The 14278-nt window shown below is 61.6% G+C and carries 12 protein-coding genes, 4 pseudogenes and 1 riboswitch; of the genes and pseudogenes, 13 read left to right on the top strand and 3 right to left on the bottom strand.

The features are described 5' to 3' along the window. Positions 1-6: 6 nt before the first annotated feature. The 5 genes and pseudogenes from PM3016_RS40140 to PM3016_RS22950 all read left to right on the top strand — a co-directional run. Positions 7-162, top strand: a pseudogene (locus PM3016_RS40140) (Ada metal-binding domain-containing protein); the annotation flags it as partial. Positions 163-277: 115 nt separating this feature from the next. Beyond that, positions 278-592, top strand: a complete 315-nt coding sequence (locus PM3016_RS40135; RefSeq protein ID WP_238540301.1) for a helix-turn-helix transcriptional regulator — start codon at positions 278-280, stop codon at positions 590-592. After that, complete coding sequence (locus PM3016_RS22960; protein WP_014371131.1) at positions 589-1170, top strand: methylated-DNA--[protein]-cysteine S-methyltransferase; 582 nt, start codon at positions 589-591, stop codon at positions 1168-1170. Before PM3016_RS40135 ends, PM3016_RS22960 begins: the two co-directional genes overlap by 4 nt. After that, positions 1136-2050, top strand: a complete 915-nt coding sequence (locus tag PM3016_RS22955) for a DNA-3-methyladenine glycosylase family protein (RefSeq protein ID WP_014371130.1) — start codon at positions 1136-1138, stop codon at positions 2048-2050. Before PM3016_RS22960 ends, PM3016_RS22955 begins: the two co-directional genes overlap by 35 nt. 190 nt (positions 2051-2240) lie before the next feature. Next, complete coding sequence (locus PM3016_RS22950; RefSeq protein WP_014371129.1) at positions 2241-3443, top strand: serine hydrolase domain-containing protein; 1203 nt, start codon at positions 2241-2243, stop codon at positions 3441-3443. 316 nt (positions 3444-3759) lie between these two features. Here the strand turns inward: PM3016_RS22950 and PM3016_RS22945 are convergent, their stop codons facing one another. Both PM3016_RS22945 and PM3016_RS22940 read right to left on the bottom strand, forming a co-directional pair. Then, positions 3760-4167, bottom strand: a complete 408-nt coding sequence (locus PM3016_RS22945) for a hypothetical protein (protein WP_014371128.1) — start codon at positions 4165-4167, stop codon at positions 3760-3762. Between the two features lie 218 nt (positions 4168-4385). Next, on the bottom strand, positions 4386-6089 hold the full coding sequence (locus PM3016_RS22940) for a DUF2339 domain-containing protein (protein ID WP_013918959.1): 1704 nt from the start codon (positions 6087-6089) through the stop codon (positions 4386-4388). 276 nt (positions 6090-6365) lie between these two features. Beyond that, positions 6366-6515, top strand: a riboswitch (cyclic di-AMP (ydaO/yuaA leader). Positions 6516-6632: 117 nt separating this feature from the next. On the opposite strand from PM3016_RS22940, the gene PM3016_RS38800 reads away from it, so the two are divergent. Beyond that, positions 6633-6800: a hypothetical protein gene (locus tag PM3016_RS38800; RefSeq protein WP_013918957.1), complete on the top strand. Its 168-nt coding sequence runs from the start codon at positions 6633-6635 to the stop codon at positions 6798-6800. Between the two features lie 183 nt (positions 6801-6983). Here PM3016_RS38800 and PM3016_RS22935 read toward each other — a convergent pair whose 3' ends face one another. Beyond that, positions 6984-7361, bottom strand: coding sequence for a hypothetical protein (locus tag PM3016_RS22935; protein WP_013918956.1), 378 nt, complete (start codon positions 7359-7361; stop codon positions 6984-6986). Between the two features lie 136 nt (positions 7362-7497). Between PM3016_RS22935 and PM3016_RS40130 the strand changes: the two are divergent. From PM3016_RS40130 to PM3016_RS22905, 7 genes and pseudogenes are all read left to right on the top strand, one after another. Next, positions 7498-8214 (top strand): annotated as a pseudogene (locus PM3016_RS40130) (carbon-nitrogen hydrolase family protein); the annotation flags it as partial. A gap of 96 nt (positions 8215-8310) precedes the next feature. Next, on the top strand, positions 8311-8859 hold the full coding sequence (locus PM3016_RS40125; RefSeq protein WP_236628900.1) for a GNAT family N-acetyltransferase: 549 nt from the start codon (positions 8311-8313) through the stop codon (positions 8857-8859). A gap of 271 nt (positions 8860-9130) precedes the next feature. Further along, a pseudogene (locus PM3016_RS22925) lies at positions 9131-10715 on the top strand (spore germination protein). After that, positions 10712-11911: a Ger(x)C family spore germination protein gene (locus PM3016_RS22920; RefSeq protein ID WP_014371127.1), complete on the top strand. Its 1200-nt coding sequence runs from the start codon at positions 10712-10714 to the stop codon at positions 11909-11911. Before PM3016_RS22925 ends, PM3016_RS22920 begins: the two are co-directional and overlap by 4 nt. Positions 11912-11917: 6 nt before the next feature. Continuing rightward, entirely contained in the window at positions 11918-12172 is a 255-nt protein-coding gene (locus PM3016_RS22915) for a hypothetical protein (protein ID WP_014371126.1), read from the top strand. Between the two features lie 50 nt (positions 12173-12222). Then, positions 12223-13320 carry a GerAB/ArcD/ProY family transporter gene (locus PM3016_RS22910; RefSeq protein WP_014371125.1) on the top strand — a complete coding sequence of 366 codons (1098 nt, stop codon included), beginning with the start codon at positions 12223-12225 and terminating at the stop codon, positions 13318-13320. Between the two features lie 211 nt (positions 13321-13531). Next, positions 13532-14255: pseudogene (locus PM3016_RS22905) on the top strand (metallophosphoesterase family protein). The last annotated feature ends 23 nt before the right edge of the window (positions 14256-14278 follow it).

The raw sequence follows: 14278 nt of genomic DNA, 5'->3' as shown, positions 1-14278 counted from the left end.
GGCCCTATGGAACCCGAGCTGTTCGACCGAATCTATGAGACGATTGCCAATAAAGAAGACACCTATGACGGTGTGTACTATACAGGCGTACTGACGACACGCATTGTGTGCCGTCCTTCCTGCCGGGCGCGCACCCCGAAGAAGGAAAACATCCGGCTGTATCCCAGCGTGGAGGCGGCCATACAAGCCGGCTTCCGGCCCTGCAAGCGCTGCAAGCCCGAGGCTCCCGGCCCGCACGGTCCGGATCGGGCCCTGGCCGCCCAGGTAGATGCCCTCATTGCCACAAGGCTATGGCGGCCAGCTGACGCTGAAAACGCTGGCCGAGCAGCTGGCGGTGTCGCCGTTTCACCTGCAGCGGACCTACAAGCGGGTGACCGGGCACAGCCCGGCGGTTCAGCTCCAGCGGGTGAGGCTGCAGGCGGCCCGGGAGCTGCTGGCGGATCCCTCCGTCTCTATGGCGGAGGCCGGGGCAGCGATAGGTTTTCGGAGCCCCTCGCATTTTGCGGTGTGGTTCCGGCAGGAGACGGGGCTCAGCCCCACGGAGTACCGGGAGCGGCATGAATCCGGCCAACCAAAGGAGGAGCAGCGGTGAAACCAAGCGGAGAAGCAGTGAAGCATAAAGACGCATTCGTGTATTACACGCCATTCCAGGTGTTCGGGGAGACATGGACCCTGTTCGCCACGGAGCAGGGGCTGTGCCGCATTCATTTTCCGCATGAGGGGCTGGAGTCGGCCGCAGCGTGGCTGCGGCGCCACCTGCCCCGCGCGGTGCTCACGGAGGACCGGGAGGTGTTCCTGCGAAACGGCGCGTGGGCGGTGCTTGAGGCTTATTTTGCCGGGAAGGCGGCCCGCTTCGAGGACATCGCTCTGGATCTGCGGGGGACGCCGTTCCAGCAGGAGGTATGGCGCGAGCTCGGCCGGATTCCCGCCGGCACGACCCGCTCGTACCGGGAGATCGCCGAGGCGGTGGGGCGGCCCCAAGCCGTGCGGGCCGTGGGGGCGGCGAACGGCGCGAACCCGCTGCCGGTCATCTTCCCGTGCCACCGGGTCATCGGGGCGGACGGCACGCTGACCGGCTACCGCGGCGGGCTGCGGATCAAGCAGGCGCTGCTGGCGCTCGAGGGGGTGAGCGGCCTTGCCGCTGCAGGACACGCACGCTTTGACTTTTAGCCTGACGGTGCCGCCTGACTTCCGCTTCGCTCCCTGCCTGGATTACATGGCCCGGTCGGACAACGAATCGCTCTTCGAAGTCCGGGACGGCGGAGTGAACCGCCTGCTGCTCCTCTCCGGCGAGCCGGTGCTGCTCCGGATTACGGCGGAGGAGGAGCAGACTCTTACGGTCCGCGTGCTCGCCGGAGCGTGGAAGGGCGAGGCTGCCCGGGTGGAGGCGGAGCGCTATATCCGCGACTGGTTCGACCTGGACCGGGACCTGGAGCCGTTCTACCGGCTGGCCATGGGGCACGGCGTTCTGGGAGGATTGGCCCGGGAGTTCAACGGGCTCCGGCTGGTCGGCGTGCCCGATCTCTTCGAGGCTCTGTGCTGGGCGATCGTCGGCCAGCAGGTCAATCTCGCGTTCGCGTATACGCTGAAGCGCCGGCTGACCGAGACGTACGGCGATTCACTGGAGTGGGAAGGGCGGATCTACCGCCACTTCCCTCGTCCCGGGCAGCTCGCCGCTGCGGAGCCGGAGGCCCTGGGGGCACTGCAGCTTACGCGGATGAAATCGGCCGCGGTGCTGGACGTCGCCCGGCGGATGAGCGGGGGAGCGCTGTCGCGGGAGGGACTGCTCGCGCTCGGCAGCTTCCGGGCGGCGGAGGAGCAGCTGCTGCAGATCCGCGGCGTCGGGCCGTGGACCTCGCAGTACGTGCGGATGCGCTGCCTGCGGGACCCGGAGGCTTACCCGGTCGGTGACGTCGGGCTGCACAACGCGGTCCGTCTCCTGCTGGGGCTGGACCGCAAGCCGACGCTGCCCGAGCTGCAGGCGTTGTTCGCGGATTGGCCGGGGTGGGAGGCGTACGCCGCTTTTTACCTGTGGCGGGCATTGTATTAAGGGCGGAGAGAGGCGAAGGCCTCTCTTTTTTGCGTCAATAGAAGCCGCCGTTTTCATACAGTTTTAAGGTAATTTTAAGGTTATTTTTAACTCTCGTTAAGGTTCCCGTCATATTCACTTCACAAGTAAAGTGTAAAATATTACCTGATTACATAGAGAAACCGAAGTGGATATGAGAGGATTCGAGGCAATGAGAGATACCAACGGTAAGAACTCCGGCAGCGTCAGCCCGCATGCGTGGCGCCAAGAGACGGAGGGAATGTTTACTGCGGAGCACGGTTCGGAAGCGGGACGGAGCCCGGCGGGCGAATGGCCGACCGCGGGCTGGAGCACGGCGGAGCCGGAGAGGATGGGGATGGATTCCGGCATGCTCGCGGATACGATCCGGGCTTTCCGGGACCGCGGGGTGCGCAGCCTGGTTGTCGTCCGCGCAGGCATGCTCGTGGCGGAAGCCTATGGGGCAGGGCTGCAGCCCGGCACTCCGCAGGATGTGCGTTCGGTAACGAAGAGCATCGTGTCGATGCTGGCCGGTGCGGCTTTGGCGGATGGCCGGCTGAGAAGTGTGGAGCAGCGGATCTCCGACTTTTACCCGGAACTGAAGAACGATCCGAAGACCTCCCAGCTCCGGATTAAGCACCTGCTGTCCATGACGTCGGGTCTGGCGTGGAACAATGCGGGGGATCAATCTTCCATCGAGATGATGCATTCGGAGGATTGGGTGCAGTACATCCTGGAGAGACCGGCTATCCATATGCCCGGCCGTGTGTCGACCTACAGCAACGGGGATGCGCACCTGTTATCGGCTGTGCTGCAGCAGGCCGTCGGGATGCCCTTGGCCGACTATGCGCAGGCCCGCCTGTTCGGCCCGCTCGGCATCACGGATTACCGGTGGAACGCCGATCCGCAGGGGATCGCCATCGGGGCATGGGCGATGGCGCTGACCCCGCGGGATATGGCCAAGCTCGGCTGGCTGTATCTGAAGGGAGGCGAGTGGGACGGCGCCCGGCTGCTTCCGAAGAAGTGGGTTCGCGAATCGCTGCAGCGGCGCATTGTCCATCATTACAAGGACGGCCGCAAGGGCGGATACGGCTATTACTGGTGGCTGAAGCCGCTGGTGCCCGGACTGACCGGCGGGGATTCGTCCAAACCGTCGCCCAAACTGGAAGCCTTCTACGCGGCCGGCTCCGGCGGGCAGCGGATCTTCGTCATCCCGGCTCTGGAGCTGGTCGCAGCCTTCACGGCGGAATCGCCGGACGGGGAGATGCCTGAGGAGCTGCTGAACGGCATCGTACGGTCCATCCGGTCCGAGACGCCGCTTCAAGCCAACCCGGAAGCAGCCTGTAGACTGACGCAGGCGGTAAGCTCGTTCAAGGCTCAGCCTCAGAACGTGTGACGCCTGCGTCGAATCCGGAATGCGGCGGGGACAAGCCCGCAGAGGGAGCGGTCTTCTGCGGGCTTGTCTTGAAATATTCAGAAAGCATAACTTGCTGCAGCTCATTTCTGTCATCTGACATTTGAGTTAACGCGCATCGTCCTTAAAGGACGGCAAAGCCGTTTATCTTGGTCCAGGCGAGGTCCTGCTTCCTCCAGCCCCTTCCCGCTTATAAGCAGCATCGCAGCAGAAGCCGCTCCCCTGCAGGGGAGCGGCTTCTGCTGATACATCCTGTTCCTGACGGCTTCGGGTCAGTCACCCTGACTCACAGCATCGGTCAGGCCTGCTTCTCGCCGTAGACGCTGCGTTCCACGATCTCCCGCAGCTCCGCTCGCTGGGCGAGATAGTCGTCCCAGCCCAGGGAGCCCCCGGCCAGGCGGGCGTCAAGCTGTGCCGCCAGCTCGGCGGTCTGCAGCTCGACCACCTCACGGGCATCGCGGCCGTTGCTTTCGGCAATGACGGCCAGGGACTTGCCCTCGAGCAGGGCGTCGTACACCTCCTCCTCGGAGGAAGCGCCGAGGGTGGAGAGCAGGTCGGCCGGTTGGGCGGTATGTATGTTCCTCGAAGCGGTATGTTCGAGCACGGCACGTAGCGGGCCTTCTTTGGAGTCCTTGCTCCAAAGGCCCCCGCCTATGGTGATGGTGAGCACCATCGTGCCTACAACGAGCACCAGTTTCGGTTTCATGGCATGGCCTCTTTTCATTCATAATCGGAATCGGCTTCATTTTTTAACCCATTACCATCATACCTGAATCACGGGCGTCGGGCCTCGGACCCGCGCCGCGTTCGGAACTGGACTTTGGTCCAGGTTCTGCAGGAATCCGGGTGATGAACGCGTGCGCGGTCCAAGCGGCTCCCTAACCCAAGCGGGAAGGCTCCGGGATCACGGAGGAGCTGCCGCTCTCAGTCTTCCTTCTTACCTCCGCCGTAGAACATCCGCGAGATGCCGATGCCTGCAGCACCGAGCCCGATGAACAGGACCGCCTTGACCCACAGGGCAACGGTTGGAAGGTCGAGGAAGATCACCTTGAGCAGCGTCAGGAAGAGCAGGCAAAGACCGGCGAGGCGGGCTTGCTTGCGGTCCGTCCGGATGCCGGCGAAGAGCACCGCCACCGCATACAGCCCCCACACCAGGGAGACGAGCAGATGCTGGATCTGGTCCGGCAGGTCCCCGGCGGCGGCAAGCGTGAAGTCGGCGAGGAAGAGCAGCAGGATGCCGGCCATTACGTACAGGATGACCGATGCCGCGGTGCTCCGGGAGACTTCTTCAGGGTGGCGGACGATCAGCCTGCGAAGGACGCCCAAGCTCACGAGCGTTCCAAGCCAGGTCAGCGTCTGGAGCGACCAAGGGGAGTCCATCCCGCCGGACAAATAGCCCGCAGCGAGCAGAAGCGCAAAGGTATAAATGATAAGTCCGTTAGCCTGCTGCAGTCTGCTGCGCACGGTCACGCCGAGATAGAAAGCGAGCACCCCCTGGGCTTCGAGCGCCAGCGGCAGCGTCCGTCCCGGGATGACGGCGGCGAGATAAGCAAGCAGGGCGTAAGAGGCGATGGTCAGTCCATACGGCAGAGATTCCGGCTGCTTCGGACGCAGCACCAGCCACGACAAGGCGGCATAGCCGGCGGCGAATGCCAGCAGGGCCGGCTCATACACACCGGGCTCGAAGGCGGCCCGGAACCAGATGCCCGTGATCACGAAGGAGGTGACCAGAATCTTGGCATGATGCTGCAGCAGGGGCCGGCCCGAGAGCAGAGCCGCCAGCAGAATGAGATGCTGCGCCAGCACGCCGGCCGCCATCTCCTCGCTTCCTGTATCCGTCAGGAGAGGGAAGAGCAGGAACGAGAGGTGCTGCAGGCCGAACATGATATAGAACAGCTTAGGGTAACGCTGTTTCAGCGCGAACAGCAGGAAGGCCGTGAACAGCACGGTATCGTAGGCGGCCAAGAACACCGGGGAGGGTTCGCTGCTGTGCACGAGGAAAGGCGCCAGGACCCCCGCCAGAGAGGCCAGCACTGCCAGTGCCTCCGAGCCCAGCCTCCAGGCAAAGTACAGGCCTGCAAGCACCCACAGCACGTTCAGGGCGAAGGCGGGAAAGGCACCGAAGTAGCCGTACAGATTATGTGCCGCGAACGTGCTCAGCATGAAGACGCTGATGGAGCCCCCGAGCAGCACATGGGAGAGCAGCACCCGCTCTCTGCGCTGCTGGCGGAAGCCGGCATAGACCAGCGCGGCTCCGGCAGCGAAGCCCATCAGGCAGCGTACGCCCGGGGAGAGCAGCCCTACATCCGCAGCGGCCTTGAAGCCCCAGAGAAGGCCGATCAGCAGGACGAACATGAAGATCCGGGGAAGCCAGACCCGGGCGATCAGATGCTCCCAATCCACCGGGCGGTGCGGCGCCCCGCCTGCATTCTCCGTACCGGCTGCCCGAGCCGGGACAGCGGAGATCCCAGGCTCCGGCGGAGCCTCAGGCACGGGCCGGGCTTCGGTGCCCCGGTTCTTCCCGGCGGGCAGCCCGCTCCCGGCCGGGGTCCGGCTCAGCCTGCGCACCTCCCGCTCGAGCTCCAGCACGCGGCGTTCCAATTGTTCTACGCGGTCTTTCAACTCCATCGTCTCACCTCGGTGAGCCGGTTCTGCGCAGGAAGCGGAACCGGCGGAATCTGTCTCCCTCTAGTTAACCATGAATTCCCTCTAAATGGAAGAAATGAATGGGGGAGGGCAGTCGACGCCATTCCCGTCACAGGGGGAGATTTCGTCATGAAAAGGCTCTGGAGCGGACAAGCTTCCAAGAAAAAAAGATTAAGTTTGTCTAAATTGCTTGTTTCACGTCTTGCTTTCCCGGGTAAGAAGTAGTAAACTCCTTTTTGTACCTGTATTTTACAATTGAATAGTCGATCGCTGAATTTTCTCTAAGAAAAGCGGGGGAACCAAGTTTTCTGGGGTGAATCGGTCCGGACCTTACGTCTTTGGACTGAAGGGCGCATTCTCACTGCCCTAATCCGACAGCTAACCTCGTAAGCGAAGTGGGAAGGATAGATGTGTGTTTGGAGACACAAGGCTAGCCTTGTGTTTTTTGGTTTTCAAAAAACACCGCTTTCATTCCAAAACAGATGGGAGATCATACAATTCATGACCTGATTGGAGGATGAACACATGACTTACAAAGAGAAGCTGTTTCATTTGGTAGACGGGCTGGATGAGAAGGATCAAAAATCTGCTTATGAATATCTACAGTCTCTGGCAGGCATGAACGTCGACGAGCTCGATCATGAGGATGAAATTCACATTCTGGGCAACCGTTTCTACGTCGTCCCGGATTAACCCGCGCGGAAGTGTCCAAGGGAGAAGAACCGATGCCCGGGGACAAAAAGGAGTTGGCACCAGGCGCAATGGGCCTGATGCCTGTGCAGGTACCTCCGCTTATAAAAGCCGGAAGACGGGTGTCTTCCGGAACAGACGAAACCCGCGCCGCTGCGGGTTTTTTTGAGTTGTCCGGCTCCCCGCTCAATAACCAAGGAACCGGTTCTCCGTTTCTCTGCGCTTGTCGAGGGAAAGCTTGATATACAGCTCGGTCATGTCACTCGCGGGGTTATCCAGGATCACATCCGGGTCATTCCAATGAATGTATTCCATCGACCAGCTGTGCAGCCTCAGCTTGCCCGTCTCCTCCAGCCCTTCGAAGGCCAGGTCCCCTGCGTACTGGTAAATCCCCTGACGGTCCTCCAGGAGAATGTCCAGCCGCTTGGAGCTGATGTGCGCGCTGACCAGCACGTTGCCCGCGATCTGGAAGAGCAGGGTGCCGGTCCGTACGCCAAGACCCAGCTTGCGCCAAGTGCCCGAGACCGTCTCGGCCAAGGTATAATCATCCGGAAAATCGCTCACGGCTCTCTCTCCTTCCTTCCGGGCAGCCTCCGGCCCAAGCGGTGTGCTTGCCGGGCAGCCCAATGAAGACGTAAGATATTCCATAGTATGGATTCGCAGCGGGTGCCTATACCCGGAATCAACCAGTGAATTTGTGATGCAATCGGATGGAGGAGATGGAATGAGAATCGGATTGGCCCAAACGAGATTTCCCGGGTCGCTGCAGGACGGATTGGCGGCTGTCCATGACATGCTGGAGAAAGCGGCCGAAGCAGGCTGCAGCATCGTTTGCTTCCCCGAGGCGGTGCTTCCGGGATTGCGCGGCGTCGGGTATGAGGTGGAGGCTTATGATCACAATGCGGTTGCCGCTGCAGTGGAAGCTGTGAGGGCGGCGGCGGAGCGGCTTGGGATAGCGGTCATTCTGCCCTCCGAATGGGAGGATGAGCTCGGCCTGCACCTGGTGGCCTTCGTTATCTCCGGGAAGGGGGAGCTGCTCGGCTACCAGACGAAGAATCAGATCGACCCGGACGAGGAAGGCTTCGGCTATATGCCCGGTTCGGGCCGCCGGATCTTCGAGATCGATGGAGTGAAGCTTGGCATCGTGATCTGCCACGAAGGCTGGCGCTACCCCGAGACGGTGCGCTGGGCGGCGCGCGAGGGAGCGGCGGTCGTGTTTCATCCGCAGTATACCGGACCGTCGCCGTATCCTGAATTCTACGGGGGAGCCCTCCAGTGCCGCAGCCTCGAGAACGAGATCTACTTCGCGAGCGTCAACTATGCGACGCAGGAGCAGGGATTGTCCTCCCAGGTGATCTCCCCGGACGGCAGGAGGCTCTGCGAAGCAAAGCTGCATGCCGAGGAGCTCGCGGTTTGTGAGATTGACCCGCTGCTTGCTGTCGGCCGCCTAGCGAAGCGACTGCGTCCGGAGGTGCTTGCGGGCGACCTGCTCTCCGCGGGGGATGGAACGCGTCTGTTGGGAGAGCGAGTCCTCCTCAGGGAACTGCAGCTGAAGGATGCGGGGACCCTGCTGGAGCTTGAAGAGGCGAACCGGGAGTTCTTCCCGCTGTTCACGGGCACCCGCAGGGAGGACTTCTATACGCTGGAAGGGCAGCGGAACCGGATCGGAGACCATCTGCGGAAGAAGAGCAGGGATGAGGCGTACTTCTTCGGCATCTTCGATCCCTCTTCCGGTGATCTGATCGGCACGATCACTCTGATGGAGGTGCTGAGGGGAGCGCTGCAGAGCTGCTTCATCGGCTATATGCTCGACGGGGCGCACAACGGCCAGGGGCGGATGTCCGAAGCGGTGCGTCTGATGGTGGCGTATGCCTTCGGCCCCCTGGGGCTGCACCGGATTGAGGCAGGCGTCATGCCGCACAATGCCGGCTCGATCCGCGTGCTGGAGAAAGCCGGCTTCGTACGGGAGGGACTGGCGAGGAAGAATGTGAACATCAACGGGCAGTGGCAGGATCATCTGGTATTCGCCGCCCTGAACCCTAACGGAGAAGGACCGAACTGATACGTTATTCCTAATGACACGGATGATGAAAGCCGGACGGGGCGTGCTGCCCCGCCGGCTTTTTTTAATAGCAGGAATGTGGATCTCCCAAGGTCTCGTTTCTGTATTCTTATAGTTCTTATTAACGCGCATCGTCCGCAGAAGACAGCGAAGTCATTTATCTTGTGTCGATGCTCCGGGTGCGTTCCCGCGGCTGCACGCTCCTCCTCGTTTATCCAGGGGCGGCGCTGGAAAGAATAGGAGGTAATGACATGAGGGGAGGGCGGACCGGATGGGGATTCGATCAACGATACGCAAACTGCTAAGCACATCGAAGCGTCCGGAGAAACCGCCGCAGACGGCCGCCACGGCGAAGCCCGAGGAGCCGATTCCCGCTGACCTGACGTACGCCTTGAAGAAGATTCGGTCGGTCCTGGGGGAGAGCCCGGATCTTATTGTCCGGGAGGTGACCTTCGGACCGCTGGATGAACGGCTCGCCCTGATCTACGTGGACGGGATTGCCGATCCGGCGCAGGTGCTGGAATTCCTGCTGCAGAAGGCGTCCGATCCCGAGTTCCATGCGGCCGCCGTACAGACCGACCTGTGGACCCTGCTGAACGAGAAGCTGCTGGCCGTCGGCGAGCTCAAGAAGACGTCGACGCTGCCGGCCCTGTGCCATTCGGTCCTGTCCGGCGAGTCGGTGCTGCTCCTGAACGGCCGCTCCACAGGGCTGGTCCTTGGTACAAGGAAGTGGAAGGAGCGGGCTGTCGAGGAGCCGAATGCGCAGACGGTGGTCCGCGGTCCCCGCGACGGCTTCACGGAGTCTCTCCGTACGAATACAGCCCTCGTGCGGCGCAAAATCAAGAGTCCGGATCTTAGAATGGAAGCGAGAACGGTGGGGCGAGTGACCCAGACGGACGTGGCCATCCTGTACATTCAGGGCATCGTCAGTGAAGTCGTGCTGGATGAGGTCCGCAGCCGCATGGACCGGATCAACACCGATGCGATCCTGGAGAGCGGCTATATCGAGGAGCTGATCCAGGATGTGACCTGGACTCCGTTTCCGACCGTATACAATACGGAGAGGCCGGATGCCCTGGCAGCGGGACTGCTGGAAGGGAAGGTGGCGATTCTCATTGACGGCACCCCCTTTGCCTTGTTGGTGCCGGCCCTGTTCGCCCAATTTTTCCAGGCGTCCGAGGATTACTACCAGAGAGCGGATTTTGCAACCCCTGCTCCGCGTTCTCCGCTACCTGTGCTTCTTCGTCACGCTTCTGGCACCATCCATGTATGTGGCCATCACATCGTTCCATCAGGAGCTCCTGCCGCCTGAGCTCTTGATCCGCCTGGTTGCGGCAAGGGAGGGCGTACCTTTCCCGGCGTTCATCGAAGCGCTGCTGATGGAGATCACCTTCGAGATTCTGAGGGAGGCGGGGGTCCGGATGCCGCGGACCGTCGGACAGTCGGTGTCTATCGTCGGTACCCTGGTCATCGGCCAGGCGGCGGTCGAGGCCGGTCTTGTCTCTCCGTCCATGGTCATCATCGTGTCCATTACGGCCATTTCCAACTTTGTCATCCCGGCGTTCAATATGGGGATCTCGCTGCGGATTCTCCGTTTTATCATGATGTTCCTCGCCGCTTCCTTCGGTCTCTTCGGCATCGTCGTGTGCCTGATCGGCATCGTGCTGCACCTGTGCAGTCTGCGCTCCTTCGGGATACCGTACATGAGTCCCTTCGCGCCATTCATCTCCGATGACCAGAAGGACTCGATCTTCCGCGTGCCCCACTGGGCGATGTTCGCCAGGCCCCGGCTCGTCTCCCAGAATAACTCCGAACGGGAGCAATCGCCGCGGCCGCGTCCGGAGGAGCCGGCATGAGGCGCCGCTTGCTGCTGGGTTGTGTCCTGGTGCTCTCCCTGCTCAGCTTAACCGGCTGCTGGAACCGCAGGGAGCTCAACGAACTGACGGTCGTGGTAGCCTTGGGAATCGACAAGGCGAAGGACGGCTACATCGTCAGCGCACAGCTGGTGAATGCCCAGGAGATCGCGGCGAAGGGCGGCTCGGGCTATGCCACGCCGATCACGGTGTACCAGGGAAAGGGGGCTACGGTGTTCGAAGCCCTGCGGCGGATGACGACAGAGATCAACCGGAGGCTGTACCTTTCCCACATCCGTGTCGTGGTGCTCGGCGAGGAGCTGGCGCGGCAGGGGATCGGGGATGCACTGGATTTTCTGTCGAGGGATCATGAGCTGCGGACGGATTTCTACATGCTGGTGGCGAGGGGCTCGAGTGCCGAAAAGGTGCTGAGCGCACTGGCGCCGCTGGAGAAGATTCCGGCCAACAAGATGTTCTCCGCGCTTCAGGTGATGAAGGAGAACTGGGCAGGTGTAATGGAGATCACACTGGATGAGCTGCTGGCCGATATGCTCAGCGAAGGGATTGATCCCGTGGCTACAGGTATTCGGCTGACCGGAAAATCCGAGGCTGCGGGGAACAAGTCGAATGTCCAGAAGAGCAAGCCGGATGCGGTTATCCAATACGACGGGATGGCGGTGTTCCGGGAGGATCGGCTGATCGGCTGGCTGAATGAGGAGGAAAGCACGGGCTTCAACTATGTCATGCGCAGCCTGGAAAGTACGATTGTGTCCCTGGCCTGTCCGGAAGGAGGTGGGAAGGTGGGCATGGAGCTGCAGCGCGTCCAGAGCAGCATACATGCCCGCGTGCAGGAGGGAGCTCCGGCCATCGGGATCCACGTTAAGGCGGAGGCGAATATCGGCGATGTGGAATGTCCGATGAAGGTGATGGAGCTGCAGAACGTCCCTCCGCTTGAAGAGAAGCTGGAGGAGGCCATCCGAAGCAGCGTGCAGGCCGCCGTGACGAAGTCCAAGACCAGGCTGAAGACCGACATCTTCGGCTTCGGGAGAGCCGTACACCGGGATCAGCCGAAGCTGTGGAAGCAGATCAAGAGCAGCTGGGACGAAAGGGTTCCGGGTATCCCGGTGGAAATTCAGGTCGATGCCAAAATCCGGAGAGTGGGTACCGTAACGGACCCCGTCAATCCGCGGAAGGAGTAAGAGACGATGTGGCCGATCCTTGGCGTGCTGTCCGCAGCCGCTCTGATCCTGCTCTATGAAGCTCCCGGCCTGCGGAGGAGCCGGCGCTACCGGGAGCTTGCCGTTTTCCTGATTCTGCTCACCCTGGGTACAGGTGCAGGCTTGGCCCAAGCGGCGGATGTTCCTCTGCCCAATCCGCTGGATTGGATGAATTATCTCTTCGGACCGGCGGGAGAGCGGCTCGACAAGGTTCTGAGACTGCCCGGGGAGCTTGGCGGGTAGCAACGAAAGCCACAGTCCGGCCCAAGGGATGCCGGAGATCAAGGAGGAGCATGAACAAGACGGTAATCAGTGTCTCCCAGTTTCAGCTGCTGGTGATTCTTTATACGGTCGGAACGACGATCCTTATCATTCCTGCAGGGCTGGCGGCCGAGGCGAAGCAGGACGCGTGGCTGGCGGCCGCAGCCGGGGTGGCTGTCGGCCTGCCGGTCGTGTGGCTCCACTCCCTAGTGGGCCGCAGGCTCCAGGGGAGGGATTTTCCCTCCTACTGCGGGGATGTGCTCGGCAGGTGGGCCGGGGCCGCGGTCACCGCGTTTCTTGTCTTGTTTTTCTTCCTTTCCTCGGCGACCCTGCTTTCTTATGTGGGCAACTTCCTGACGACGCAGATCCTGGTGGAAACCCCCATCGAATTCATTCATCTGCTGTTCGGCGCGATTGTCGTGATGGCTATGCGGCTCGGCCTCGAGACCATTGCAAGGACCGCAGAGATCTTCTTCCCGTGGTTCGTCGGGCTGTTCGGCGCGCTGGTCCTCCTGCTGCTGCCGCAGGTCGAGCTTGATCATGTGAGGCCGGTCTTCGAAACGGAAGTGAAGGCGCTGCTGCGTGCGGGTCTCACGCTGGCCGCTACGTCGGCCATGCCGCTGATCTCCTTCTTCCTGGTGTTCTCCTCCGTTCAGCGCCCGGAGCGCATACGGGGGGCCATGGTTTCCGCCAACCTGGCCGGCGGACTGTTCATCATCATCATCTCCTTCGTCAGCATCGCCGTTCTCGGAGCCGATCTGACGGAGCGGCTGATGTATCCGAGCTATGCCCTAGCCAAAAAAGTCAGTGTGGGCAAGTTCATCCAACGGGTCGAGATTATCATCGCGGCGTTATGGTTCATCTCGATTTTTTTCAAGCTGACCCTGTATTTCCACGGGTGTCTCGTCTCCCTTGCCAAGCTGGCGAAGCTGGACAGCTACCGCCCCTTAACCCTGCCGATGGGCATGCTGCTCGTGATCTACGGCCAAGTCGTATACCCCAATGTGCACTACATGCTCGAATGGGACAAGAAAGTATGGGTTCCGATGATGATCGTGCTCGGCATCTTCCTGCCGCTGGGGCTCCTTGCGGTGGACCTGCTGCGCAGCAGGCGGAAAGGCGCGGGCTGATAGGGCGCATGGCGGCCAGCTTGCGTATACCCGACGGATGTGGCGCTGTCCCGAAAGGATGGCTTCGTAACAGCTTGGCTGCGTTCAGGCAGGGGCATGAGGAAGGCACCGGTTCCTTGCGAACCGGTGCCTTTCTCTCTATTCGCAGGGGGTGCTATAATACTCTACAGGAAGACTTGGAAAAAAGAGGGCGAAGGGAAGAGGAATCAGGATGAAGCTGGCTTTTATCTCGGATATTCACGGCAATGCCACCGCGCTGGATGCGGTACTCGAAGACATCCGGAGCAGCGGGGCCGACGAAATCTATGTTCTGGGGGATCTCTGCTACCGCGGTCCCGAGCCGAAGCGCTCGCTTGAGCTGGTCCGCGCGCTGGAGACCGGCGTGATCAAGGGCAATGCGGACGAGTGGACAGTGCGCGGCGTGCGGCCGGGCGAGGTGCCGGAGCGATGCCGTCGATCTCATGAATGTCGAGCGGCAGTGGATCGCATCGAAGCTGTCGACGGAAGACCTGGAGTTCCTGGCGGGCCTGCCGGCGGAGCTCCAACTGAGCCGGGAAGGGGTGGAGATCCGGGCCTTCCATGCGACCCCCGACAGCTTGTTCGAGATTGTGCCGCCCGGTACGGAGGATGACGTGCTGCAGGCGAAGCTGATGCATTCCGCGGAGGCGGACGTCTATGTCTATGCGCATATTCACAAGCCGTATATCCGGTACCTGGGCGGCAGGGTCATCGTCAATACCGGCAGCGTCGGCCTGCCGTTCGACGGTCTGCCTGAGGCTTCTTACGCGGTGGTGGAGGTCGGCCGGGGCGGCATCTGCGCGTCGATCCGCCGTGTCCCGTATGACATCGAGGCGGTCGTACGGCAGTATGAGGAGAGCGGCTATCCCAATAAGGAGACCATGACGAGAATCGTCCGCAGCGGCCGTTTTGCATAAAGCTGACCATCAGGCTGCCGAGA

The organism is Paenibacillus mucilaginosus 3016, from assembly GCF_000250655.1.
Taxonomy (GTDB): domain Bacteria; phylum Bacillota; class Bacilli; order Paenibacillales; family NBRC-103111; genus Paenibacillus_G; species Paenibacillus_G mucilaginosus.
Note: the sequence above shows the minus strand (reverse complement) of the source record. Positions and strands in the feature narration are given on the sequence as shown.

Excerpts from the sequence above, each read along its gene's own strand:
- PM3016_RS22940 (WP_013918959.1), bottom strand. The coding sequence starts at position 6,089 with ATGGAGTTGAAAGACCGCGTAGAACAATTGGAACGCCGCGTGCTGGAG.
- PM3016_RS22950 (WP_014371129.1), top strand. The coding sequence starts at position 2,241 with ATGAGAGATACCAACGGTAAGAACTCCGGCAGCGTCAGCCCGCATGCG.
- PM3016_RS38800 (WP_013918957.1), top strand. The coding sequence starts at position 6,633 with ATGACTTACAAAGAGAAGCTGTTTCATTTGGTAGACGGGCTGGATGAG.
- PM3016_RS22920 (WP_014371127.1), top strand. The coding sequence starts at position 10,712 with ATGAGGCGCCGCTTGCTGCTGGGTTGTGTCCTGGTGCTCTCCCTGCTC.
- PM3016_RS22910 (WP_014371125.1), top strand. The coding sequence starts at position 12,223 with ATGAACAAGACGGTAATCAGTGTCTCCCAGTTTCAGCTGCTGGTGATT.
- PM3016_RS22945 (WP_014371128.1), bottom strand. The coding sequence starts at position 4,167 with ATGAAACCGAAACTGGTGCTCGTTGTAGGCACGATGGTGCTCACCATC.
- PM3016_RS22915 (WP_014371126.1), top strand. The coding sequence starts at position 11,918 with ATGTGGCCGATCCTTGGCGTGCTGTCCGCAGCCGCTCTGATCCTGCTC.